Annotated in this window: 19 protein-coding genes and 1 pseudogene; 19 read left to right on the top strand and 1 reads right to left on the bottom strand. The window is 47.4% G+C overall.

The window, feature by feature from the left end; all coding sequences use genetic code 11:
• The first annotated feature begins 3 nt into the window (after positions 1-3).
• The 7 genes and pseudogenes from AOB49_RS06135 (at position 4) to rlmD (ending at position 8,913) form a co-directional block, all read left to right on the top strand.
• Positions 4-1,275 carry an efflux RND transporter periplasmic adaptor subunit gene (locus tag AOB49_RS06135; RefSeq protein ID WP_062309372.1) on the top strand — a complete coding sequence of 424 codons (1,272 nt, stop codon included), beginning with the start codon at positions 4-6 and terminating at the stop codon, positions 1,273-1,275.
• Positions 1,276-4,353 (top strand): efflux RND transporter permease subunit, encoded by a 3,078-nt coding sequence (locus AOB49_RS06130; RefSeq protein ID WP_062308998.1) that lies wholly within the window; start codon positions 1,276-1,278, stop codon positions 4,351-4,353. It abuts the gene before it with no gap.
• A gap of 42 nt (positions 4,354-4,395) precedes the next feature.
• On the top strand, positions 4,396-5,190 hold the full coding sequence (surE, locus tag AOB49_RS06125; RefSeq protein ID WP_062308995.1) for a 5'/3'-nucleotidase SurE: 795 nt from the start codon (positions 4,396-4,398) through the stop codon (positions 5,188-5,190).
• A 29-nt stretch (positions 5,191-5,219) separates the two neighbouring features.
• A pseudogene (locus AOB49_RS06120) lies at positions 5,220-5,843 on the top strand (protein-L-isoaspartate(D-aspartate) O-methyltransferase); the annotation flags it as partial.
• A complete protein-coding gene (locus AOB49_RS06115; RefSeq protein ID WP_062308992.1) occupies positions 5,840-6,628 on the top strand; it encodes a peptidoglycan DD-metalloendopeptidase family protein in 789 nt (262 codons plus the stop codon). The pseudogene AOB49_RS06120 and the gene AOB49_RS06115, both read left to right, overlap by 4 nt.
• 31 nt (positions 6,629-6,659) lie before the next feature.
• Entirely contained in the window at positions 6,660-7,481 is an 822-nt protein-coding gene (locus AOB49_RS06110; protein ID WP_062308990.1) for a 3'-5' exonuclease, read from the top strand.
• A complete protein-coding gene (rlmD, locus tag AOB49_RS06105; protein WP_062308988.1) occupies positions 7,474-8,913 on the top strand; it encodes a 23S rRNA (uracil(1939)-C(5))-methyltransferase RlmD in 1,440 nt (479 codons plus the stop codon). The genes AOB49_RS06110 and rlmD overlap by 8 nt, the downstream gene beginning before the upstream one ends.
• Before the next feature lie 81 nt (positions 8,914-8,994).
• Here the strand turns inward: rlmD and AOB49_RS06100 are convergent, their stop codons facing one another.
• Positions 8,995-9,696, bottom strand: a complete 702-nt coding sequence (locus AOB49_RS06100) for a Bax inhibitor-1 family protein (protein WP_062308986.1) — start codon at positions 9,694-9,696, stop codon at positions 8,995-8,997.
• Positions 9,697-10,002: 306 nt separating this feature from the next.
• Between AOB49_RS06100 and ndk the strand changes: the two genes are divergently transcribed.
• The 12 genes from ndk to AOB49_RS06035 all read left to right on the top strand — a co-directional run bounded on the left by ndk (position 10,003) and on the right by AOB49_RS06035 (position 22,751).
• Positions 10,003-10,428 (top strand): nucleoside-diphosphate kinase, encoded by a 426-nt coding sequence (gene ndk / locus AOB49_RS06090; RefSeq protein ID WP_062308980.1) that lies wholly within the window; start codon positions 10,003-10,005, stop codon positions 10,426-10,428.
• 84 nt (positions 10,429-10,512) lie between these two features.
• Positions 10,513-11,652: a 23S rRNA (adenine(2503)-C(2))-methyltransferase RlmN gene (rlmN, locus tag AOB49_RS06085; protein WP_062309370.1), complete on the top strand. Its 1,140-nt coding sequence runs from the start codon at positions 10,513-10,515 to the stop codon at positions 11,650-11,652.
• A gap of 15 nt (positions 11,653-11,667) precedes the next feature.
• Positions 11,668-12,936, top strand: a complete 1,269-nt coding sequence (ispG, locus tag AOB49_RS06080; protein WP_062308979.1) for a flavodoxin-dependent (E)-4-hydroxy-3-methylbut-2-enyl-diphosphate synthase — start codon at positions 11,668-11,670, stop codon at positions 12,934-12,936.
• 55 nt (positions 12,937-12,991) lie between these two features.
• Positions 12,992-14,311, top strand: a complete 1,320-nt coding sequence (gene hisS / locus AOB49_RS06075; protein WP_062308977.1) for a histidine--tRNA ligase — start codon at positions 12,992-12,994, stop codon at positions 14,309-14,311.
• Positions 14,312-14,370: 59 nt separating this feature from the next.
• On the top strand, positions 14,371-15,030 hold the full coding sequence (locus tag AOB49_RS06070; protein ID WP_062309368.1) for a YfgM family protein: 660 nt from the start codon (positions 14,371-14,373) through the stop codon (positions 15,028-15,030).
• Positions 15,030-16,184 (top strand): outer membrane protein assembly factor BamB, encoded by a 1,155-nt coding sequence (gene bamB, locus AOB49_RS06065; RefSeq protein ID WP_062308975.1) that lies wholly within the window; start codon positions 15,030-15,032, stop codon positions 16,182-16,184. Before AOB49_RS06070 ends, bamB begins: the two co-directional genes overlap by 1 nt.
• Complete coding sequence (der, locus tag AOB49_RS06060) at positions 16,181-17,545, top strand: ribosome biogenesis GTPase Der (protein ID WP_062308973.1); 1,365 nt, start codon at positions 16,181-16,183, stop codon at positions 17,543-17,545. Before bamB ends, der begins: the two co-directional genes overlap by 4 nt.
• 203 nt (positions 17,546-17,748) lie before the next feature.
• Entirely contained in the window at positions 17,749-17,991 is a 243-nt protein-coding gene (hfq, locus tag AOB49_RS06055; RefSeq protein ID WP_062308972.1) for an RNA chaperone Hfq, read from the top strand.
• Positions 17,951-19,225, top strand: a complete 1,275-nt coding sequence (gene hflX / locus AOB49_RS06050; protein WP_245640625.1) for a GTPase HflX — start codon at positions 17,951-17,953, stop codon at positions 19,223-19,225. The genes hfq and hflX overlap by 41 nt, the downstream gene beginning before the upstream one ends.
• Positions 19,215-20,696 carry an FtsH protease activity modulator HflK gene (gene hflK / locus AOB49_RS06045; protein WP_062308968.1) on the top strand — a complete coding sequence of 494 codons (1,482 nt, stop codon included), beginning with the start codon at positions 19,215-19,217 and terminating at the stop codon, positions 20,694-20,696. The genes hflX and hflK overlap by 11 nt, the downstream gene beginning before the upstream one ends.
• Complete coding sequence (hflC, locus tag AOB49_RS06040) at positions 20,696-21,565, top strand: protease modulator HflC (protein WP_062308966.1); 870 nt, start codon at positions 20,696-20,698, stop codon at positions 21,563-21,565. The genes hflK and hflC overlap by 1 nt, the downstream gene beginning before the upstream one ends.
• Before the next feature lie 22 nt (positions 21,566-21,587).
• The gene (locus AOB49_RS06035; RefSeq protein ID WP_062308965.1) at positions 21,588-22,751 is read left to right on the top strand and encodes an ATP phosphoribosyltransferase regulatory subunit; all 1,164 of its coding nucleotides are present in this window, start codon (positions 21,588-21,590) and stop codon (positions 22,749-22,751) included.
• Positions 22,752-22,773 lie beyond the last annotated feature (22 nt).

Here is a 22,773-nt window from a genome sequence, read left to right as displayed (position 1 = left end):
ATCTTGAAAGACAAAATTCTTTCTTTGTTTAAACAGTTTGCCGAAAAAGCGAAACCAATCGCTAATAAAGCATGGCATTTAGGTGGACATCGTCTGCAAATTGCCTTTGCCGCTGTGGCTGGTTTGTACTGGAACTTAAGTCCGCAAAATCGTTACCGTGTAAGACTGGCAGCTTTTGCATTCGCAATTTTATCGATGGGTATTGTTTTGGGCCGCATCACCAATGTCAATCGCAATGTCAAAATTGAAGCTTCAGATAAGGCATTGAAGGTTGAAAAGAGTGGCATCTTGGAGTTAAAGCTCCCAGGCGTCAAACTCAATCCCGATATTTATGTCTTTCAAGATGCTGTCAAAGTTCAAGTTCCTGTTGATATTAGAGTTCCAGGACGTTTAGCGTTTAATGCAGAGAGATCAAAAGTATTATCTGCCCGCGCTCCTGGCAGGGTAGAGCGTATCTATGCCTTTGATGGCGCCGATGTCAATATTGGCTCGCCCGTTGTTGAACTCTACAGCCCTGAATTTCTGTCTGCGCAGCAAGAGTATTTACTGTCGTCTAAAAATGCCAAAGTACTGGAATCAAGTAAATCCATGAGTGACTTGCTCGGTGATGCTCGCATAACGCAACAAGCTGCCGCAAATCGTATGCGCAATCTTGGTGCTGGGGATGGCGATATTAAAGCAATTGAAACTACTGGTAAGACACAGAGCAATTTGATCATGCGCTCCCCACTAAAGGGTGTAGTCGTTAAGCGTAATGTTGAGCCTGGCTCAGCGGTTAATGCTGGCGATCTGATTGCCACCTTGGCTGATCCTAAGCAGCTTTGGTTTTTGGGTAATGTGTTTGAGCAGGATTTGCGTTTGATTAAGACAGGCCAAAAGATGGTATTGCAAGTCGAGGCTTATCCCGATAAAGAATTCGTGGTGTACGCGAACTATATTGCACCAACCATTGATCCCCAAACACGCGCCTTACTCATTCGTGCCGAAATTGAAAATGCTGACGATCTATTGCGTCCTGATATGTTTGCTTCAGCAAAACTCACCACTGGCATGGCTGATGCCATCGTGGTGCCGCAAACCGCGGTAGTGCGTATCCGGGAGATGCGTTACGTCATTGTTAAAGCGGGTGATGAGTCCTATCGTCGTTTGCCGGTGAGGGGTTACGATCTCAATAGTAAGACGTTCGCTATTACTGAAGGTGTCGAGCCTGGCTCTCGTATTTTGGCGGAAGGCGCGGTATTGTTGAATGATCGATTTGCAAAGCAGGAAGACTAAGTGAGCGCTTTTACTTCCTTTATTCGAGGTGTCGTTGAGAAGCGGATGCTGGTCATCTTTGCTTCAATCGTGCTTTTGGGTTTGGGGATGTTCAGTCTCTCTAAGTTACCGATTCAGCCATACCCCGGCGTAGCACCACTTACTATTCAGGCGATTTCTCAATGGCCAGGAAGAAGTACTACTGAGGTTGAGCAACAAGTCACTATTCCCGTAGAAAACGCTCTAGCAGGCATTCCAGGCTTGCAGGCCTTCCGGTCCGTTTCCTTGTTTGGTCTATCGGTCGTGACGCTGAAGTTCAATGACACAACCGATCCATTTCAGGCGCGCCAACGTTTTATTACCAGCCTTGGAAATGTCACCTTCCCGCCAGGGGTGATATCTAGCGTAAGTCCAGATTCTGATGCAACTGGCGAGATCATGCGCTATGAGGTCAGGTCTGAGTACGCATCGTCCATGTTGTTAAAGACCTTGCAGAACTATGAGATTTATAAGGAACTAAAGCAAACCCCGGGGGTTGCCGATGTTTCCTCCTTCGGCGGTAAGGTCAGGCAGTATCAAGTGATTGTTACCCCTGAAACTCTGCAGGCTAAGGGCGTTAGTGTTAATGACTTAATTGCGGCTCTAACTAGCGCCAATAGCAATACTGGTGGTGGCTTATTGCCTAGCGGTGAGCAGCAGTTTGTTATACGTGGTGTTGGTCTTCTCAGGAACATCGACGACATTAAGCGTGTTGTGATTTCTATTCATAACGGCGTGCCAATTCGTATTGGTGATGTTGCCCGTGTAGAAATCGGTAACGCACCACGTTTAGGCTTGTTCCAATTCAATGACAACCCAGATTCTGTCGAAGGGATTGTGTATTTGCGTCGTGGCGAAAATGCTACCGAGGTCTTAGCCCGCGTACGAAATACAGTTGAAAATATCAATAAGCAGGTTTTGCCCCCAGGAATTGAGGTTGTTCCTTTCTATGACCGTCAGGTTTTATTGGACATCACTATTGGCACTGTTAAGCACACCTTATTCTTTGGTATTTCTTTGGTTCTTGCAGTGCTGTTTTTCTTCCTCGGAAATTTACGAGCTGCAGCCGTTGTGGCGGCGGTGATTCCGTTGGCTTTGTGCGTCTCATTTATTCAGATGCACCTATGGAGCGTGCCGGCGAACTTAATTTCCTTGGGCGCTATTGATTTTGGCGTGATTGTAGACTCTGCTGTGATTCTGACGGAGAACGTCATGCGTCACTTAGAGGAGGGCGGTAAGCGCCTCAATCAAAGCATTATCTTGGCGACTAGTGAAGTTCAGCGGGCGATGATTTATTCCACTGGCATCATTATTGTTGCTTACTCCCCCTTGTTTTTCATGGGTGGAGTAGAGGGTATTATCTTCAAACCAATGGCCTTTACGATGGGCTTTGCCTTGATTGCAGCGATGGTTCTCAGTTTAACTTTCCTGCCTGCCATGATTTCTTTGGTGTTTGGTGAAAATCTCCACCATAAGCCGCCTGGATTTATCACCAAGCTTCTCAATGGCTACAAGCCCTTGCTTAGAAAATGGATGGATCGCCCACTTACAGTAGTTTCTCTAGCGGTTTTTGTCTTAGGTCTTACCTTGTTGAGTGTGACACGATTAGGGACGGCGTTTTTACCAACCCTCGAAGAGAATAATATTTGGTTGCGCGTCACTCTTCCGAATACGGTTGATTTAGATTACTCCATCAAGATCGCCAATCAGCTCAGAGAAACTTTCTTAAAGCAGCCTGAGATTGATAAGGTTGCTGCTCAAATCGGTAGGCCAGATGACGGAACCGATTCTACTGGCGTATTTAATCAAGAGTATGGTTTGTATTTAAAGAGTCCTGATGCGATGCCAAGTGGCTCAAGTAAGAAAGCATTGATTGCAAACCTAGAGGAAGAGCTTAATAAGATTCCGGGTGTGACTTATAGCTTCTCGCAATACATTCAGGACAACGTTAACGAGGCCTTATCGGGCGTTAAGGGTGAAAACTCTGTCAAGATTTACGGCACAGACTTGGATGTTTTGGATCAAAAAGCGCATGAAGTGATTAATCAGCTCAAGAAAGTGCGTGGTGTTGCTGATGAGGGCATTTTGAAGGAGCTTGGTCAGCCAACTCTGAATATTCAGATTGATCGCGAGCGTGCAGCGCGCTATGGCATTAACGTTAATGATATTCAGACGGTGGTAGCCAATGCGATTGGTGGCGCATCGGTAACCAATCTCTTAGAGGATGAGAAAACCTTTGGTATTGCTATTCGTCTAAATGAAGGCAGTCGTAATGACATTGCCGATATTGGGCACCTCTTAGTTGATTCACCTAATGGACCATCGATTCCCTTATCTATGGTTGCCACTGTACGGTTGACTGATGGCCCATTCTTTATTTATCGCGAAGCCGGTAAGCGCTATATCGCGATTAAATTTAGCGTGCGTGGCCGCGACTTAGGTAGCGCCGTGGAAGATGCGCAATTTTTAGTTGAGAAGAACATTACTTTGCCGCCAAATTATTCCATTGCCTGGGATGGTCAGTTCAATCAAATGAAGCAGGCTCAGAAGAAGTTGATGCTGATTGTGCCAATGGCACTTTTAGGAATTTTCTTGTTACTGGTAAGTGCTTTTGGTAATTTCCGCGATGCAGTGATCGTCATGATTAATGTGCCCTTTGCTGCGATTGGTGGCGTAATTGCCCTACATCTTGCTGGTGAGACTTTAAGTATCTCAGCATTCTTTGGCTTCCTATCTCTGTTTGGTATTGCGATTCAGGATGGAGTCATTTTGATTTCTTTTATCAATAAGACTGCCGCTACTGAGCATGGAGAGATGAAGGACGTAATGGTGGAGGGCGCCTCCTTGCGTGTTCGTCCCGTATTGATGACAGCTGCGTTATCGGGCCTTGGGCTTTTGCCAGCAGCTTTATCGCACTCTATTGGATCTGAAGCGCAACGGCCTTTGGCGCTCGTGATTGTAGGTGGCATGGTTACCACGACGATTTTGACGCTCCTAGTATTGCCAGTAATATACGGATGGTTTAGAGGGCGTAGCTTAACCCAGGCGGCCAAAGCTTAAGCGGTGTTAAGAATAGAGTAGCGCTAATAAGGTATTCAAACCATGAGTGAAAATACAAAACAGCCCCATATCCTGATCTCAAATGATGATGGATATCTGGCTCCCGGCCTCTTGGCTTTGGTTAACGCCATTCGTCCACTGGGTAGGGTGACGGTGATTGCTCCCGAACAAAATCACAGTGGTGCCTCTAATTCACTTACCTTATCGCGTCCTTTGTCCATTCATCGTGTGGCTGGTGGTGAGCGTGACGGATTTTTGTTTATCAATGGCACACCAACTGATTGCGTTCATATTGCGATGACAGGATTTTTGGATGAGAAGCCAGACCTAGTAGTTTCTGGCATTAACCAAGGCGAGAATATGGGTGAAGATACCTTGTACTCTGGCACGGTAGCTGCCGCAATTGAGGGGGTGATGTTTGGTGTTCCCGGAATTGCGTTTTCACAAATTGATAAAGGCTGGGCCCGCATTGATGACGCCGCTAAGGCAGCCCATGACATTGTTGCGCAAATGCTTGTTTCTAAATTAGCGCACACCGAAGGTACTGCGACCTTACTAAATGTCAATATTCCCAATAGACCTTACGCTGATTTATATCGTTGGCGTGTGACTCGTCTGGGTAATCGCCATCACTCGCAACCAGTGGTATTGCAAAAGAGTCCGCGTGGTGATGACATTTACTGGATTGGCGCTGCGGGGCACGCCAAAGATAATTCCGAGGGAACGGACTTTCATGCGATTGATGATGGATGCATCTCTATCACGCCCATGCAGTTAGATTTAACTCACCACGCCCGCTTGGCAGCGATGCGTGCTAATGGCTGGGGTCGCGGTTGAAGTCTGCGGCTGAACGCAATGCCGGTCATCGGCAAGCTTTAGCGGCGAAGGTGCTCGCTGCTGGAGTCAAGCATGGCAAAACATTAGAAGCAATTGCAACTGTTCCTCGTCATGCTTTTATGGATGCTGGAATGCATCCTCAAGCGTACGAAGATACTGCCTTACCCATTGGCCATTCTCAAACTATTTCTAAGCCATCGGTAGTAGCTCGTATGATTGAGTTACTGCATAAACCAAGACACAAATTAGGTAAGGTCTTGGAAATTGGTACTGGCTGCGGCTATCAGGCTGCTGTTCTGAGTCTGCTGGCTGATGAGGTTTACTCAATTGAACGAATCCGGCCATTGCATGATATGGCTAGAGCGAAACTGCGGCCATTTCGGATCAATAATTTGCGTTTAATCTACGGCGATGGCATTTTGGGTCTTCCTCAAGCCGCCCCATTTGATGGAATTATCCTAGCGGCTGCCGGTTTGGGTATTCCTGATGCCCTATTGGATCAATTGGCAATTGGAGGTAGATTGGTTGCCCCAGTGGCAAAAAATGAAAAAGAGCAGCAATTAATTATGGTTGAGCGCATGAGCTCCCAGCGCTACCAAAGAACCGTTCTAGATGAGGTCTTTTTTGTCCCCTTACAATCAGGGGTAGTATGAGACACACCATGTACCCCATGAACTTAATCGCTAAATACCTCCTGATACTTCTGGCAGCGGCCTCAGCCCTGCTAAGTATCGGTTGTAGTACCACGCCACGCGCCAAGCCTGCAAATGTAGTGGATCGCACTAGTAGCGGTAGTGAGTCAACCCCCCCAGGCTACTATCGCGTCAAGCGCGGTGATACCTTGGCGCGCATTGCTTTAGATCATGGCCAGTCCCCTCGAGATGTGGCGCAGTGGAACAATATGTCCAACCCAAATCAGATTGAGGTGGGAGACCTGATTTTGGTAAAGCCTCCAGCGGGATCGAAAACAGCCGCAAAGCCAGTAACGAAATCCACGACAAATACAGACGCTCCTAAAGCGGATGTACCCAAGGCTGAATCCTCCAAGTCAGAACCCGCAAAAGAAATGGTCGCAGAACCTGGCATTCGTTTATCGTGGCCGGCAAAAGGTAGGGTCACTGATGAATTTAGTGAAAAATCCAAAGGGATTGATATCTCTGGAAAGTTGGGCGACCCAGTAACTGCCGCTTCTGATGGCAAAGTGGTTTATGCCGGCAATAGCCTGCGTGGCTATGGCAATCTTGTGATCATCAAGCATGACAATACTTATCTGACTGCCTATGCGCACAATCGCAGCCTTTTAGTGAAAGAGGGCGACTCGGTCAAAAAGGGGCAGAAGATTGCGGAGATGGGTGATACCGACACGAATTCCGTTAAGCTTCACTTTGAATTGCGAGTAAATGGCAAGCCGGTAAATCCAACGCCATACTTGCAGTAATTGCTGTCACTCAATCGCTAACGATTTAAGTATGGCAACCGTTCTCGTCTTTGATATTGAAACAATTCCAGATGTGGCGGGATTGCGTCGTCTAGATGACTATCCAGCATCGATGACTGATAGCGAGGTTGCTGCTAAAGCAATGGCAGATCGTGCCGAGAAGACGGGTAGCGAGTTTCTTCCTCTCTATTTACAGCGCATATGCGCTATCTCCTGTGTGATTCGTAGGACAACTAAAGATGGCTCACCCCAGATTAAGGTTGGCACTTTAGGATCGATAGCGGATGATGAAAAGGTTCTGATACAAACCTTCTTTGAATTAATTGAGAAGTACACCCCCCAGTTAGTCTCTTGGAATGGTAGCGGCTTTGATTTGCCTGTTCTACATTACCGGGCTTTAGCTAATCATGTACAAGCGCCGCGCTATTGGGAGATGGGTGAGAGCCAAGAAAACGATAGTCGCGAATTTAAGTGGAATAACTACATTAGTCGTTATCACATGCGCCATTTGGATATGATGGATCTCTTGGCAAAATTTAATGGACGCGCTAATGCACCCCTAGATGGTTTAGCAAAGCTCTGTGGATTTCCGGGGAAGATGGGCATGGATGGCAGTCAAGTTTGGCCCGCATATCAAGATGGCAAGATTGATGAGATTCGTCGCTATTGCGAAACCGATGTGGTCAATACGTATTTAATGTACTGCCGCTTTCAGCTCATGCGTGGCGGCTTCTCCTTGGAAGAGTACAAAGAAGAAATCACTTTTGTAAAAGCATATCTGGAAAGTCTTGCAAAAGAACCTCATGGCGCTCAGTGGCAAGAGTATCTCCAAGGCTTTGCTCCGGATGCGTAGGGGAGAGAAACCGGTTCACATTGTTGTGACTGAGCCAATTTATGTTGAATCTTTGGATCTTGATGCCCAGGGTATTGCACGCTTGGCCCCCACTGAGGAAGAGGCTGGAAATAGCCCAGAGGCAGGACAAAGTGGCAAAGTAGTTTTTATTCAAGGAGCCTTGCCAACCGAACTAGTGACTTATGTCATTACCCGCGATAAGGCTCGCTTTAGCAAAGCTAAAGTTCTCGACATTCTCAAGCCAGCGGTCTTTAGAGCCGAGCCAAAATGTAAAGCGTTTGGTGTGTGCGGTGGCTGCACCATGCAGCATTTGGATATTCGGGCGCAAATTGCAATGAAACAACGTGTTCTAGAGGATGATTTAAAACATATTGCTAAAGTTGCTCCAGAAGAAATTCTGCGTCCAATGGGTGGACCTGCCTGGGAATATCGTCATCGTGCTCGCCTAAGTGCTGTGAATCGCTCAATCAAAAAGGGCACAGTGCTGATCGGTTTTCACGAAGGTAAGAGTGGCTATGTAGCGGATATGATTGCTTGCGAGATCTTACCCAAACATGTTTCTGATCTGCTTCCCGCAATGCGCAGGTTGGTGATGGGTTTATCGATCGTCGACCGCATGCCTCAAATCGAGATCGCCGTTGGCGAGCCCGAGAATCCGAATTCTGATGACCCTAAAAAAGCGCGTCCAGTAACGGCTTTAGTCTTTAGAAATCTATTGCCCCTCACGCCAGCAGATGAGCAACTCTTGCGGGACTTCGCAGACCAACATCAAGTTTGGATCTGGTTACAGCCTAAGGGGATCGAAACCGTAGCGCCGTTTTATCCGCTCACTGGAAAACTTTGTTATCGCTTGCCTGAGTTTGAAATTGAAATGCCATTTAAGCCGGCGGATTTCACGCAAGTCAATCATCTGATGAATCGCGCTTTGGTGAGTCGGGCAATTCGTCTGCTCGAGGTGAAGCCGGGCGATCGGGTGCTTGATTTGTTCTGCGGTATTGGCAACTTCACTTTGCCACTTGCAAGACGGGCAAGCGAAGTCTTGGGTATTGAAGGTTTAGAAAGCTTGACTGCTAGAGCCAAGTCCAATGCGCAGCATAATCAACTCGCAGATAAAGTGAGCTTCATGCAAAGCAATCTATTTGAGGTATCGACAGAAACGATTGCTTCATGGGGTAGAGCTAACCGCTGGTTAATGGATCCTCCACGTGAGGGGGCAATGGAGATCTGTCAAGCTCTGGCGCAATTACATGAGCAGGCTAGTGATTTTCCACCAATACGCATTGTGTATGTTTCTTGTAATCCTAAGACTTTAGCCAGGGATGCAGATATTTTGTGTCACCAGGCGGGCTATACCCTCAAGAGTGCTGGTATCGTCAATATGTTTCCTCACACATCCCATGTCGAGTCAATAGCGGTCTTTGAAAAGGTCTGACAACTCAGTAAACTCAGCTAAAGAAAAAGGCACCCGCAGGTGCCTTTTCTATTGAAGCTTCATGTTTAGTCAGAATCAAACTTAGTCTCTGTCGCCGCCCACAATGCCCAAGAGTGCAAGCAAGTTGGTAAAGACGTTGTAGACATCCAAGTAGATTGCTAATGTAGCCATGATGTAGTTGGTCTCACCACCATTGATGATGCGTTGTACATCAACCAAAATGAAGGCGGAGAAAATAGCAATTGCCAAAACCATCACAGTCAACATCAGGGCGGGTAGTTGCAACCAAATATTGGCCAATGAGGCAACGATCAAGAGTAAAACACCCACCATTAACCATTTACCCATTCCGGAAAAGTCACTCTTGCTGATAGTGGCTATCGTTGCCATTACGGCAAAAATGGCTGCTGTTCCACCAAAGGCCAGCATGATTAAAGCAGCACCGTTGCTATAACTATTTAGGGTGTAGCCCACTAAGCCGGACATCATGATGCCCATAAAGAAGGTGAAACCCAGAAGCAAAAGGACGCCAGCGCCAGTGTCCTTGTTTTTCTCAATTGCCCAGAAAAAACCGAAAGCGATCGCCATAAAGACGATGAAGCCTAAGAAAGGGCTACCAGCCATAAAGTTGAGGCCGAATGCAACGCCTAGCCAAGCGCCAATCACTGTAGGCACCATGGATAGGGCCAAGAGGGCATAGGTATTACGCAATACGCGGTTGCGTATTTGCGGGGTGCTAATCGAGCCGGTCTGCCCAAAGCCGTAAGAGTTCAGATCACTCATATTGACTCCTTCTTTCTAGTAATTACAGGAGCCCACTGGGGGCTGTTGTCAGTAAGTATAGACAAAATGGGTAAATTTCAAGCCCCTCATCAAAATCCGTTGAAAAAGACCACAAAGTGAAGGGTTATGCCCTGTAAATTCAATGGCTTAGCCTTGTGGGGATCAGGGTAAATACGGTCGGCCGTTGTATAATTCGGGGGTCGCTGAATTCCGAGCGCGCTGTAGGTGGTGGGGCAGAAAATCCCCTCTAAGCCCCTGTAGAACGCCAATTTAGCTAAACCTTTGAAATCACTACTGGAGTTTTGCATGGCTATTGAACGCACCCTTTCTATTATCAAACCTGATGCTGTAGCTAAAAACGTCATCGGCAAGATCTATGACCGTTTTGAATCTGCTGGTTTGAAGATCGTTGCTTCCAGAATGGCGCATTTGTCACAAAGAGAAGCAGAGCAGTTTTATGGCGTTCACAAAGACCGTCCTTTCTTTAAAGATTTGGTGAGCTTTATGATTTCTGGTCCTGTAATGATTCAGGTATTGGAAGGCGAAGGCGCAATTGCTAAGAATCGCGATTTAATGGGCGCTACTGATCCTAAGAAGGCAGATAAAGGCACAATTCGCGCTGACTTTGCTGATAGCATCGATGCGAACGCCGTACACGGTTCGGATGCTCCTGAAACTGCTGCTGTGGAAGTTGCATTCTTCTTCCCTGGCATGAATGTGTTCAATCGTTAATTAACGATTATTGAACAAACTATTGAATAAGTAGTCGCATTGACCTCCCCGCGCGTAAATCTCTTAGATTTTGACGCTGACCAAATGGCAGCGTATGTCGCGGGGTTGAATGAAAAGCCCTTTAGGGCAAAGCAGCTCATGCAGTGGATACACCAACGTGGTATTGCTGACATCAACGACATGAGCGATTTAGCAAAAAGCTTCAGAGCAACATTGCTCGATAAAGCAGAAGTTCTTTCTCTCCCGGTAATTAAAGACGAGCAAGCGCATGATGGCACCCGTAAGTGGTTGCTTGATGTTGGTGCTGGCAATGCCGTAGAGTCTGTATTCATTCCAGAAGATGATCGTGGCACCTTGTGTATTTCTTCACAAGCCGGTTGCGCGGTTAATTGCCGTTTTTGCTCAACTGGGCATCAAGGCTTCTCTCGCAACCTTACCGCTGGTGAAATCATTGGTCAGTTGTGGTTTGCTGAGCACTTATTGCGCAACGATCCGAACGCAGTACGTCGTGTTGAAGAATACCCAACCCCTGGCTGGGAGCATACTGGCCGTGTCATCTCGAATGTGGTGATGATGGGTATGGGTGAGCCCTTGCTCAATTACGACAACGTTGTGACTGCTTTGCGCCTCATGCTTGACGACCGCGCCTATGGCTTATCACGCCGTCGTGTGACTGTTTCGACATCTGGTGTTGTGCCAATGATTGATCGCTTGGCGCAGGATTGCCCAGTAGCATTGGCAGTCTCATTGCATGCGCCGAACGATGCTCTACGCGATCAACTCGTGCCACTCAATCAAAAATATCCCTTAAGAGAATTGCTTGCCGCATGCGAGCGGTATTTACCGTTTGCCCCAAGAGATTTTTTAACCTTTGAGTACTGCATGCTCGATGGTGTTAATGACTCTGATATTCAAGCGAAAGAATTGGTGCGTTTGCTTGCGAACATCAAGTGCAAAGTCAACCTCATCCCCTTTAATCCTTTCCCCGAATCTGGATTAAAGCGTTCCCCAGCGCAACGGGTGCATGCATTCGCCAGTATTCTGCTAGATGCCGGCATGGTAGCTACTGTGCGTAAGACGCGAGGCGACGATATTGCTGCAGCCTGCGGCCAATTAGCGGGTGATGTGGTTGATCGCACTCGGGTGCGTGAGCGCGCAGTCCATGATGCAAAAATTATTATTCCCGAGCAACCTGTGCAGTGGCTCAAGCGACTGGATGATTGATTCAAGCAAATCCTCATGAGTAATTTTTCTAATCATCTTCCTAAGCTGCCTTTGGGTCCGTCACCTAAGCGTGTAACGCGCCAGGCTAAAGTCATTTGGAAAACGAACGTCATTACAGTTGGTGGTGATGCGCCAGTTCGCGTGCAGTCAATGACGAATACCGATACTGCGGATGCGCTTAGTACTGCTATTCAGGTAAAAGAGCTTGCTCGTGCCGGTTCGGAGATGGTGCGTATTACCGTTGATACTCCAGCTGCAGCAGCAGCGGTGCCGTACATTCGAGAGCAGCTCGATAAGATGGATGTATTAGTACCACTCATTGGTGACTTTCATTACAACGGCCATACCTTATTGAATGACTACCCAGAATGCGCTAAGGCTTTATCAAAGTACCGCATTAATCCAGGAAACGTTGGTAAAGGTGCTAAGCGCGATCCACAGTTTGCGCAAATGATTGAGGCAGCTTGCAAGTATGACAAGCCGATCCGGATTGGTGTGAACTGGGGCAGTCTGGACCAAGATTTGCTGGCGAGCATCATGGATAGTAATGCAGCCCTAGCGGAGCCAAAGACTGCGCAAGAAGTGATGATTGAGGCTTTGATTCAGTCTGCATTGCAGTCTGCCGAAAAGGCAGTTGAGTTTGGCATGGATCCTAATCAAATTTTGCTCTCTTGCAAAGTCAGTAACGTGCAAGACTTAGTGGCTGTCTATCGCGATCTCTCTCGACGCTCTGATTATCCTTTGCATTTAGGTCTCACTGAAGCGGGAATGGGTAGCAAAGGGATTGTTTCTTCAACAGCGGCAATGGGTATTTTGTTACAAGAGGGCATTGGCGATACGATTCGAGTATCTTTAACTCCAGATCCGGGTGCGCCACGCGAGAATGAAGTAATTGTGGCCCAAGAGATTTTGCAAACCATGGGTTTGCGTAATTTCACGCCAATGGTGATTGCTTGTCCTGGTTGCGGTAGAACGACGAGCACTACATTTCAAGAGTTGGCTGCCAGCATTCAGTCCTATCTACGTCAGCAAATGCCGATTTGGAAAAAGACCCATCCTGGCGTGGAGAATATGAATGTCGCTGTGATGGGTTGTATTGTGAATGGACCTGGCGAGAGTAAGCATGCCAATATTGGTATTTCTTTGCCGGGCACTGGCGAGACACCTGCTGCCCCAGTATTTGTGGATGGCGTAAAAGTGAAAACCTTGCGTGGGGAAAATATCGCCGAAGAGTTTCAGGTGATTGTGGACGAATACGTCAATCAAAATTACGCGCCCAAGTAACGATAAGCGCAGATATCTAAAACAAAAATAATAAAAACCATATTCAAAGCACATCATGACTGATCAAGCTAAAACACAAAAGATCCAAAAGATTAATGGCGTTCGCGGAATGAATGATCTATTGCCAGCGGATGCTGCGCAATGGGCACACTTGGAGCATGTATTGCGTGACCTAACGCGCGCCTATGGTTATGAGTTCTTGCGTACCCCGATTGTTGAAGCAACTGCAGTATTTCAACGTGGTATTGGCGAAGTAACTGACATTGTTGAAAAGGAAATGTATTCCTTTGAGGATCGCTTGAACGGTGAGCAACTCACTTTGCGCCCCGAAGGTACTGCCGCCATCGTTCGCTCAGTCGTTGAAAATAATTTGCTATACGAAGGACCCAAGCGTCTTTGGTACACCGGGCCGATGTTCCGCCATGAGCGTCCACAGCGCGGGCGCTATCGCCAATTTCACCAATTTGGTATTGAGGCCCTGGGCTTTGCTGGTCCCGATATTGATGCCGAGATTATTTTGATGGGTCAGCGTCTCTGGGATGAGTTGGGTCTCAAGGGGGTACGCTTGGAGATCAATTCTTTGGGGCAGGCTCCTGAGCGTGCACAGCATCGCGCCGCCTTGGTGACTTACTTTGAGGCTCACAAAGAACAATTAGATGAAGATTCTCAACGTCGCTTGCTGAGTAATCCTTTGCGTATTTTGGATTCTAAAAATCCAGCAATGCAAGAGTTGATTGAGGGCGCTCCTAAGTTATTAGATTACTTGGGTGAAGAGTCGCTTAAGCATTTTGAAGCTGTTCAGGCTTTGCTTAAGGCAAATAACATTCCATGCAAGATTAACCCTCGCTTAGTACGTGGCTTAGATTATTACAACCTCACTGTGTTTGAGTGGATTACCGAGGAGCTTGGTGCGCAAGGTACGATCGCTGGTGGTGGTCGCTATGACCCATTGATCGAGCGTATGGGTGGCAAGTCTGCTCCTGCATGTGGCTGGGCAATGGGTATGGAGCGTGTGCTTGAGTTGATGAAGGTCTCTGGATCCCTGCCAGAAGCACAGGCGCAATGCGATGTTTTTGTATTGCATCAAGGCGGTGAGACCCTGACAGCAGCCATGATTATTGCTGAGCGCCTGCGTAGCGCTGGTATTGATGTGATTTTATTTTGCCCCCCAGATGGGCAATCGGCTAGCTTTAAGTCCCAGATGAAGAAGGCGGATGCCAGCGGTGCGGCCTATGCAGTCATTATTGGGCCTGACGAGTTGGCTAAAGATGAGGCTCAGATTAAGGATTTGCGGGCTAGCGGGCAGCAAAAAGCGGTAGCTCTGGATAGCCTAGTGGAAGCGGTAATTGATGCCATTGTTGGCGCTACCGAATAGAATGGGCTTACTCCGATTAACTTTGTAATTGATTATTGTATTTATTAGCTTGGATTGATATGCCTTTAGACCTAGAAGAACAAGAACAATTAGATCAACTCAAAGCCTTTTGGCAGAAATATCGCAACCTCATCACCAGTGTGGTGACTGCGGCTTTATTGGCATACGCGGCTTATAGCGGTTATCAATGGTGGCGAAATAGCCAAGCTGCTGCGGCTTCCCAGTTATATGAAACGATGGTAACTGCAATTGGTAAGGGTGACAAAGATCAAACCTTGCGCGCAGCCGATGATTTGCAAAAGCAATTCTCCGGCACGCCTTATGCGGCAATGTCTAGTTTGGTAGCCGCCAGGATTGCTTCGGATGCTGGTGATACAGCAAAGGCAACAGAATATTTACGTTGGGCCGCTAAGAATGCTTCTGATAAAGGCTATTTAGCCTTGGCTAAATTGCGCTTGGCCGCTCAGTTGATCGAGCAGGGGACGGCAAATGATTTTGCTGAGGCTGATAGTATTTTGAATGAGAAGGCTATCCCAGGATTTGAGGCGCTTTGGATGGAGCGACGTGGCGATTGGTATTTGGCGCAGCAGAAAATGGCAGACGCACGCAAGAGCTACGAGGCTGCTTGGAAACAATTGAATGATGCAAAAGAATTTCCGGAGGAGGCGCGCCGTCTCTTAAAGGTTAAATTGGATGCTGTTGGGGGAGTAGCTCAGTGATGGTGATATGCAAGCGTGTAGTAAAGCTAGTAACAATCGCTTTGGTTTTAACCTCTGCTGTCGCTACTTTGGTAGCGTGTTCTGGTAACTCGCGCGTGCGCAAGCCCGCTGAATTGGTTCCTGTTAGCAATCAATTTGAGCTCTCACCAGTGTGGTCGACTAATGTCGGCTCTTCTGAGCCGTTTAATTTTCATCTGGCAGTTGCGGGTGATGCCGTTTATGCCGCCTCACTCAGTGGCAAGCTTGTCAAAATTGATTTAATGACGGGCAATAAATTGTGGGAAGTATCTGTGCCCGATCGTCTTTCAATTGGACCGGGATCTGATGGTCGCACTACTGCAGCTGTGACAACAAAAGGTACTGTTTATGCTTATGACGATACTGGCAAGGCAATCTGGAATGTCAGCATTGGTAGCGAAGTGTTATCCGAGCCAGTGGTTGCTGCTGGAGTTGTAATTATTCGCACTCTAGATAATCGCTTTGTTGGTCTGGATGCTCAGACGGGTGCTCGTCGCTGGACTTATCAGCGTCAACAATCCGCTTTATCTTTGCGCGTTGGTTATGGGATGTTAGCAATTGGTAATGAAGTCATTGTCACGGGATTTTCTGGCGGTCGATTTGGCATGATAGCGATGGCTAATGGCGGCCTTATATGGGAGACCCCCGTATCCTTTCCTAAGGGTTTTTCTGAAATCGAGCGCTTAAATGATGTGACCGCTAAACCGAGCATGGAGGGTGAGACTATCTGTGCCGTGTCCTATCAGGGGCGCATTGGTTGTGCCCAAGCGCGAACAGGAAACTTACTATGGTTTAAGGATTTCTCAAGCTATACCGGTACAGCCCAAAGTCCTGATCTCGTTTTCTCATCGAATGAGCGTTCACACGTTAGTGCGTTTGCAGTAAAGGACGGTTCTTTGTTTTGGGAAAATACGCAATTAACCTTTAGAGATTTGGGTGAGCCTATGGCAATAGGCAAAGTATTGCTGATGGGTGATGCGCAGGGTTATGTGCATGCGCTCTCACAAGCGAGTGGCGAAATGCTTGCACGGATTCGTCATGACAGTAGTCCAATTACAGCCGCACCGATTGCGGTGAACGGCCTCATCTTGATTCAATCTCAAGGTGGAAAACTAGCGGCGTACAGTCCAAAATGAATCCAGTAATCACTATCGTCGGTCGTCCTAATGTTGGTAAATCGACACTCTTTAATCGTTTAACACGATCACGCGATGCTTTGGTTGCCGACTTCTCTGGTTTAACGCGAGATCGTCACTATGGTAAAGGTCGGATTGGTGAGCGCGCATTTATTTGCGTAGACACCGGCGGCTTTGAGCCTGTTGCAAAGACTGGCATTGTTGCTGAAATGGCTAAGCAAACCAAGCAAGCGGTTGCTGAGTCTGACATCATTATTTTCTTGGTAGATGGACGTCTAGGAATGGCGCCGCAAGATCGTGTGATTGCAGATTTCTTGCGTAAGACTGGTAGACCAGTGATCTTGGCTGTGAACAAGACTGAAGGCATGCAAGCCGGTGTCGTCACTGCAGACTTTCATGAGCTTGGCCTGGGCGAACCGTTTCCTATTTCATCAGCCCATGGCGATGGAGTGCGCGGCTTAATTGATGATGCTTTAGATTCATTGGGTATTCCAGAGCCCGAGCCAGAAGATAAGGAAAACGATCCAAATCGCCCAATGAAAATTGCGGTAGTGGGTCGTCCCAACGTAGGTAAATCCACTTTAATTAATAAGCTCATCGGTGAAGAGCGGGTTATTGCATTTGACATGCCGGGCACCACTCGTGATGCGATTGAGGTACCCTTCGAGCGCAATGGCAAGCCCTATATTTTGGTAGATACTGCAGGCTTGCGTCGCCGCGGTAAAGTATTTGAGGCGATCGAGAAGTTCTCTGTAGTTAAAACTCTGCAAGCGATTGCGGATTGTAATGTTGTGATTTTGATGCTGGATGCTCAACAAGATATTTCCGAGCAAGACGCGCACATAGCTGGATTTATTGTTGAGGCAGGGCGTGCGCTAGTTGTTGCGGTCAATAAGTGGGATGGAATTGATTCTTACGTTAAAGAACGTGCCCGTTTAGAGATTGCTCAAAAACTACGCTTTTTAGATTTCGCCAATGTGCATCCTATTTCCGCCAAAAAAGGCACTGGCTTGAAAGAGTTATTTAAGGATGTAGATGCGGCCTATGCTGCTGCGATGGCGAAACTGCCAACACCAAAACTGACCCGTATTTTGCAAGAGGCAATTGAGCATCAGCAGCCCAAAAGAGTGGGGATGGGGCGGCCAAAACTGCGTTATGCCCACCAAGGCGGCATGAACCCCCCAATTGTGGTCATTCATGGCACATCTCTGAGTGGGGTTACAGATAGCTATAAACGCTACCTTGAGGGGCGCTTTAGAGATGTATTTAAGTTGCGTGGCACCCCTTTAAGAATCCAGATGAATACCGCTAAAAACCCGTATGTTGATGCGGATAAAGGGAAAAAAGGTAAAAAGAAGTAAAAATACGGAATCAGCGTTACAGTTTTAGGTATGTTTGAGATAAAGGGCTTGATATTTCATATTTGAGCCCCTTATGACAGAGGATGACGGTGAAGTGGCGGGTAATTCGGCAGTGTGTTGTAGGTGTTAATAGTTTTTACATGATTAAAAAAGCAAGACTCCCAAAAAATATAAGCAGCTTATAAAAACCAATAAGGAGCAGTATGAATAACAGCAAAATCCAATTACTTCAGGATCCATTCCTTAATGCCTTGCGCAAAGAGCACGTTCCTGTCTCTATCTATCTAGTAAACGGTATCAAGTTACAGGGCAATATTGAGTCCTTTGATCAATATGTTGTTCTGTTGCGTAACACCGTAACGCAGATGGTTTACAAGCACGCTATCTCAACCATTGTTCCCGCTCGTGCAGTGGAATTCCGTACGGAAGAAGTCGGCTCTGTATAAAACTGATGTAGATGCGGCGCGCGCCGTCCTGGTTGGTGTTGATACGGGACGCGAAGATTTTGCGGACAGCATGGCAGAACTCAGTCTTTTGGCTGATAGTGCCGGCTCTATACCCACAGCCAGCGTTATTGCCCGTAAAGGTAAAACTGATCCCGCTTTATTCATTGGATCCGGCAAGGCAAATGAACTTAAGAAGGTGATGGAGGAGAATGGTGCCGAGTTAGCCATCTTCAATCATCCGCTTTCCCCCACTCAGCAGCGCAACCTTGAGCGCCATATTGGCTTTCATGTCATGGATCGCACGGGTCTTATTTTGGATATTTTTAGCCAAAGAGCCCAAAGTCATATTGGTAAAACGCAGGTTGAATTAGCCCAAGTGCGATATCGTATGTCTCGTTTGGTACGTGCATGGAGTCACCTTGAGCGACAGCGGGGTGGTATTGGTGTGCGTGGCGGACCTGGTGAGACCCAGATGGAACTTGACCGACGCATGTTGGCAACCAAGGCAAAGCGCCTAGAAAACGAACTCGAAAAGCTTCAGCGTCAGCAAAGAACCCAAAGAAGAGCTAGAAACCGTAAGGACGTCTTTTCAGTGTCCTTAGTTGGATATACCAATGCTGGAAAATCGACCCTCTTTAATGCCCTTACAAAAGCTGGGACTTATGCTGCCGATCAGTTATTTGCCACCCTTGATACCACTTCCAGAAAAGTCCATTTGGACGGCGTGGGTTCCATCGTGGTCTCTGATACCGTGGGTTTTATCCGGGAGCTCCCCCATCAGCTGGTAGAGGCATTTAGGGCGACTCTGGATGAAACCATCCATGCCGACCTGATTTTGCATGTGATCGACGCCTGTAGCCCGGTAGCTAAGGAGCAAAAAGCCGAAGTTGAGGCTGTTTTGCGGGAAATAGGGGCTGATGACATCCCCCGGATCGAGGTAATGAATAAGATTGACCAGATGCCTCAAACCTTTGCCAGAGGGGCGGTTTTGGAGCGGGATGCTAATGGTATCCCCAGCCAGATTTTCCTCTCCGCTAGGACTGGCCTAGGCCTCGATTTATTACGCTCAGCCTTAGCAGAATGCTCGCAAATGACTGATAGAATAAGGGTCGAGCATAATCGTGCCAAGGTATTAATGACTCCAGAAGAGTTTTTAACGCCTTTACCCGAACGACCAGAATCTTCTGAATTTAACCCGCTACCAATCCGAAAATATTCACCTAATGATGCGTAAATTTCTTGAGCTGTTTTCGGTCAATGACCCAGGATGGAACAATGGACGCCCTGGCAATGGATCTAAAGATGCCAATGATGGGCAGGCTGGTGAGCAGGCGCCCAAAGTGGATCCCGCCCCAAGTTCTGATAAGCCGGTAGAAAGCCCGCCCAAAAGTCCCGCCGCTAAGCCGGATGGTCCTCCAGATTTGGACGAGTTATGGCGCGACTTTAATGATCGCCTTAGTGGAATTTTTGGCGGCAAGAAAAAGCCTGAGTCCTCATCGAGCAAACCGTCAAATAAACCCAATAGCACCGACATTCCAACACCTTCACAGAGGGGTGCTGGTGGCGGCGGAGGTGGAGGCGCATCTACGCCAAACTTCAATTTCACTAACCCCTTTAGCTCAAAGGCAACCATATTGCTTGCAGCGGGTGGAGTATTTGTAGTTTGGATTTTGAGTGGCTTTTTCATTATTCAAGAAGGCCAGGCTGGGGTGATTTCCACCTTCGGTAAATACGATTACACGGCGAAGCCTGGTATCAATTGGCGTATGCCTTGGCCAATTCAGTCTCAAGAGACGGTTAATCTATCTGGGGTTCGTTCGGTTGAGGTAGGTCGCCCAGTGTTGATTAAGGCAACGAATCAAAAGGATTCATCCATGCTCACCGAAGATGAAAATATCATCGATGTGCGCTTTGCAGTTCAATACCGCCTTAAAGATCCAACGGATTATTTGTTTAACAATCGTGATCCAGACGCAGCAGTGGTGCAGGCGGCAGAAACAGCTGTTCGTGAAATCGTCGCTCGTAGCAAGATGGATACAGTTCTCTATGAGGGGCGCGAGAAGATTGGCGTTGATCTAGCGAACTCGATTCAGAAAATTTTAGATAGCTATAAAACGGGTATCTATGTCACTAGCGTGACTGTGCAGAATGTCCAGCCACCAGAGCAAGTGCAGGCTGCATTTGATGATGCCGTAAAAGCTGGTCAAGACCAGGAGCGCTTAAAGAGTGAAGGTCAGGCTTACGCCAATGACATTATTCCGCGCGCAAAGGGAACTGCCGCTCGCTTGATTCAAGAAGCGGAAGGTTACAAAGCTCGCGTTGTGGCAACTGCAGAAGGAGATGCTGCGCGCTTTAAACAAGTGCAGGCTGAGTATGCAAAAGCACCAGGTGTTACTCGTGACCGTATGTACATCGATAGCATGCGTGAGATGTACAACAATGTAACGAAGATCTTGGTTGATACCAATAAGAGTAATAGCCTTTTGTATTTACCCTTAGATAAGATCGTCGCGCAAGTCAGTGCTGAGAGCGCTCAGGTTGCTACTGGCCAAGCCCCAGCAAATACCCCTACGGGATCAGTTACTGTCGGTGGTGCTACCGGTAATGCGGCGGCACCAACGACAACTCCATCAGCCGCTAACTCAGCAGTGGGTGCTACAGATAAACGGGATGGCCTACGAAGCCGCGATCGGGAGGCAAGATAATGAATGCAAATCGTCTTCTTGCTGGTATTGCGGGTTTAATCGCTTTAACTTACGTATTGGCTTCCAGTATTTTTATTGTTGATCAGCGTAACTTCGCTGTGGTGTTCTCATTTGGACAAATTGTTCGCGTGATTGAGCAGCCGGGTTTGCAAATCAAATACCCCGCACCATTTGAAAGCGTGCGTTTCTTTGATCGTCGAATCTTGACGATTGATAACCCTGAGGCTGAACGCTTTATTACTGCTGAGAAAAAGAATCTCCTGGTGGATTCTTATGTGAAGTGGAGAATTGTAGATCCGCGCAAATTCTTTATTAGCTTCAAAGGTGATGAGCGTTTGGCGCAAGACCGTTTAACCCAATTGGTTCGATCGGCATTAAATGAAGAGTTCACTAAGCGCACCGTTCGTGAGTTGATCTCTGATCAGCGTGAGCAGGTGATGCAGGGAATACGTAAGAAAGTTGCCGATGACGCCGCAGATATCGGGGTTGAAATCGTAGACGTTCGCTTAAAGCGCGTTGATTTGCTTGCGGAGATTAGTGACTCTGTTTATCGCCGCATGGAAGCTGAGCGTAAACGCGTGGCTAATGAATTACGTTCCACCGGTGCCGCTGAGTCTGACAAGATACGTGCAAATGCCGAGCGTCAGCGCGACACTATTTTGGCTGAAGCGTATCGTGATGCGCAAAAGATTAAAGGCGCTGGAGATGCAAGGGCAACTGCTTTATATGCGGAGGCTTTTGGACGCGACCCTCAGTTCGCGCAGTTCTACCAAAGTCTTGAGGCCTACCGTAGCTCATTTAAGGATAAGAAGGACATCATGGTGGTTGAGCCCAATGGTGAATTCTTTAAGTTCTTACACAAAAAATAATTGAAAGTGAATATTTCAGATCATGAATCGCTGGTTACTTCCTGAAGATATCGCTGACGTTTTGCCGGCAGAGGCCCGCAAGGTAGAAACTTTGCGTCGTGCCATTTTGGATTTATACCAATCCTACGGTTATGAGTTAGTTGCCCCTCCAATATTAGAGTTCTTAGATTCCTTATTGACCGGCACTGGTTCTGATCTGAACTTACAAACTTTCAAACTGGTTGATCAGCTTTCTGGGCGCACCTTAGGTTTACGCGCAGATATGACGCCGCAAGTTGCTAGAATTGATGCGCATTTACTGAATCGTGAAGGGGTGACGCGTCTTTGTTATGCGGGATCGATTGCGCATGCACGTACTCCTGTGGGCAGCTCTGCTCGTGAAGAGCTTCAGCTTGGCGCTGAAATCTATGGATGTGCAAGCTGGGAGGCTGATTTTGAAGCAATTTCTCTCTTGCTGCAGACTTTGGGTATTGCCGGTTTGAATAAAGTGTATTTGGATCTCTCGCACGCAGGTGTGCTTGAGGGGATTTTGGCTGGTCAAAATATTGGCAAAGAAGATGTTGCTGTTATCTATTCCTTATTACAAAGCAAGGATCGTCCTCGTTTGGCTCACTGGTCTAAATGCTTGCCCGCTAAATCTGCCGATGCATTGATGGCCTTAACTGAATTAAATGGCCCCTGTGCTGAAGTATTAGTTAGCGCAAAAAAGATCTTGCCTTCGCACGCGCAGATCAATGAGGCCTTGGCTCAATTGGAAAAATTATCCGCCGCTATCGCAACACTCTCCCAAGATGTTGAGCTCAGCATTGATTTGTCTGATTTGCGTGGCTATCAATATCACAGCGGAGTCATGTTTGCTGCCTATGTAGATAAGTTGCCTCAACCCATTGCTCGTGGCGGTCGCTATGACCATGTTGGCCAGGCCTTTGGACGTTCACGTCCCGCAACGGGTTTTTCATTGGACTTACTAACCTTGGCTAATCTGTCGCCTTTGACTCAGCGTAAGCCTGCGATTGTTGCACCTTGGATTGAGGATGCTTCGCTGGCTGCGAGGATTGCCAGTTTGCGCCACGCTGGCGATGTTGTCATTCAGATCCCAGCAGGTGAGGCTGTAGAAACTGCTGAATATCTTTGTGATCGCGAGTTAGTAAAGCAAGGTGACTCATGGGAAGTAAAAAAGAAATAAGCAATATTAGTAAAAAGCAAAT

It is taken from the genome of Polynucleobacter sinensis (assembly GCF_001595985.1).
GTDB classification, from domain to species: Bacteria; Pseudomonadota; Gammaproteobacteria; order Burkholderiales; family Burkholderiaceae; genus Polynucleobacter; species Polynucleobacter sinensis.
Note: the sequence above shows the minus strand (reverse complement) of the source record. Positions and strands in the feature narration are given on the sequence as shown.